Here is a 2,648-nt window from a genome sequence, read left to right as displayed (position 1 = left end):
TATGGCGCGACAATCTGGATGAGAAGCGCGCGACAAACAGGATGAGAAGTTTCGGTCGCGGTGACGAGATGATTGTCGCGGAGCGACAATAACGCAAGCGGATTTTTGGCGACGGTCGTTTTGATTGACGCGGCACGACAATCAAGATGCGGATTTAATTGTCGCGCGCGCCGGAGTTCGGCCTGGGCCGGCAGCTTTTTTAAGCGCGGATTTTCGGCGATAGCTGTCGACGTTCATTTCGAAGATTGTCGCGTGATGAACGAGCCTGTCGACGGCGGCGAGCGTCATGGCCTGATCGGGGAAGATTTTCCCCCACTCGCCGAAGGGCTGATTTGCGGTGATGAGCAGCGAGCGTCGTTCGTAGCGAGCGCTGATCAGCTCGAAGAGCACGCTGGTTTCGGCCTGATCCTTGGCGACATAGGCAAGATCGTCGAGGATGAGCAGATGATATTTGTCGAGCTTGTCGATCGCGGCCTCGAGGGCGAGATCGCGCCTTGCGACTTGCAGCTTCTGCACGAGGTCCGTCGTTCTCGCGAAGAGCACACGCCATCCGTTTTCGATGAGCGCGAGACCGAGCGCTGCCGCGAGATGCGATTTTCCGGCGCCGGGCGGGCCGAACATCAGCAGATTGGCGCCTTTTTCCAGCCAGGCGTCGCCGGCGGCGAGGGCCTGCACTTGCGCCTTCGAGACCATCGGCACGGCGTCGAAGTCGAAAGCGTCGAGCGTTTTTGCGGGCGGCAGGCGCGCTTCAGCGAGATGTCGAGCGAAGCGGCGCTGACTTCTGTCGGCGAGTTCCTGTTCGGCGAGCGCGGCGAGGAAGCGTGCGGCGGGCCAACCTTCCTTGTCGGCGGTCGCGGCGAGCGCGTTCCAGACGAGTTTGACGCCGGATAGACGCAGTTCGGAGAGAAGCAGGTCGACGCGGGCGGCGTCGATTTTATCGTTCGCCTTCATGCCGCCGCTCCTTCGCAAGAGGCGAGCGCGTCATAGACGGCGAGCTCCGGCAGCGCGACGACGACATTCGGCGCCGTGGCGATTCTCGGCGCGAAGCGTTCGGTCAGCGCGGCAAGATCGGGCAAGCGGCCATGGTCGAGTTCCTCATCGATTGCAATAGCGAGTTCGGCTTCGCAGGCGCGTTCGTGCGCAAGGGCGAGCAGAGCAACCATGGTTTTGCAGGCCGTCTTTTCTCCCGTCTCGGCAAGCAGCGCGTCGAAGGCTTTGGCGTAGGCGCGTCGCGGAAAAAGCTGATCGCGATAGACGAGGTTCAGAAGCGCCATAGGCTTGCGGCGCAGGGAATGAATGACGTGCCGATAGTCGGCGACATGGCCATGTTTGCCGTTTGGTCCAGGCCTGCCGCGCGGCAGGTCGAACAAATGCGTCGACCCCTGAAAGACTTCGAGCCGATCGTCGTAGAGGCGCACGAGAAGCTTGTGGCCGATCAGCCGCGACGGCACGGTGTAGAAGACTTTGCGCAAAGTGAAGGCGCTGGACGAGGTGACCGAGACCCGTTCCTCCTCGAAGTCCGACGTCTTGCGCGGCGGCAGATCTTTCAGTTCCGCGCGTTCGAGATCGACGCGCGCGGCGTTGCGGGCGTTGCGCCGACCGACGAGCTCGTCGACGAACCTTCGCCAGGCGCCGAGATCGTCGAAGTCGCGCGAGCCGCGCAGCAGCAGCTCGTCCTCGAGCGCGGCTTTGATATGGCCGTGGGCGCTTTCGATCGAGCCGTTCTCATGGGAGACGCCTTTGTTGTTGCGCGTCGGCGTCATGCCGTAATGGGCGCAGAGCGCTTCATAGCGGCGCGTCATATCCTCCTTGGCGTCGGCGTCGAGATTGCGGAAGGCGGCGGAGAGACTGTCGCTGCGATGCTGCTGCGGCGCGCCGCCGAGCGTCCACAGGGCGTTCTGCAAGCCTTCGGCGAGGGCGACGAAGCTCTCGCCGCCGAGCACGACATGGGCGGATTCGAAGCCTGAGAATGGCAAGCGGAAGTGATAGAGCCGGTGATCGAGCGGAACGCCGGCGATGGAGACCTCGAGATCGCGCATGTCGCAAAAATCCGAGAGCCCCATGCGGCCCGGAGGATGCTCCTGCCGGAAAATCACCTCCTGCTCGGGACCATGGATGGCGCGCCAGTTCCGAATGCGCCGCTCCAGCGTGCGGCGCACGCCGGAGCCGAGTTCCGGATGGCGGCGGCGCAACTCCTCGAGCACGCCGATCGGGCGCAGGCCGGGCGCCGCTTTCAGCATGGGTATGACCTCGCCGTCCCAAACGCTCTCCAGCGGATCTGGCCGTCGGCGGGCGCGTGGCGCCTTCTTTTGCGAGGGAAGCCGGGGATCATGTTCCAGCCGATAGGCGGTCGCCGGGCTGAAACCGGCTTTCGCTGCGGCGACGGCGGCGCGGTCGGTTTTTCGAAATTGCATGAAGAGCCTCATCTGGCGGTCGGTGACATGGCGGCCGGGCAACGAATCGGTCCTCCCGAGGGGAAAACCGACCCTTCACCCGGCCCCGCGACCGGCGGACAGGCCGTTTTTTTGAGCGCGCGCAGGGGTGTCGGCGCAACTACGGTCGGGCTTCGCCCTCCCTCCGTCGCGCCGACACCCCCGCGATTCTCATCCTGATTGACGCTGGACTCTCACCTTGATTGTCGCGCGGCA

General features: G+C 64.0%; 2 protein-coding genes. Both read right to left on the bottom strand.

What is annotated here, in order from left to right:
* Positions 1–141: 141 nt before the first annotated feature.
* Positions 142–951: an IS21-like element helper ATPase IstB gene (gene istB / locus KP010_RS22370; protein WP_216281911.1), complete on the bottom strand. Its 810-nt coding sequence runs from the start codon at positions 949–951 to the stop codon at positions 142–144.
* The gene (istA, locus tag KP010_RS22365; protein ID WP_253203996.1) at positions 948–2,426 is read right to left on the bottom strand and encodes an IS21 family transposase; all 1,479 of its coding nucleotides are present in this window, start codon (positions 2,424–2,426) and stop codon (positions 948–950) included. Before istA ends, istB begins: the two co-directional genes overlap by 4 nt.
* Positions 2,427–2,648 lie beyond the last annotated feature (222 nt).

Source organism: Methylosinus sp. KRF6 (genome assembly GCF_018887255.1).
Lineage (GTDB): Bacteria > Pseudomonadota > Alphaproteobacteria > Rhizobiales > Beijerinckiaceae > Methylosinus > Methylosinus sporium.
The sequence above is the reverse complement of the archived record's forward strand: the minus strand, read 5'-3'. Positions and strand labels throughout refer to the sequence as shown.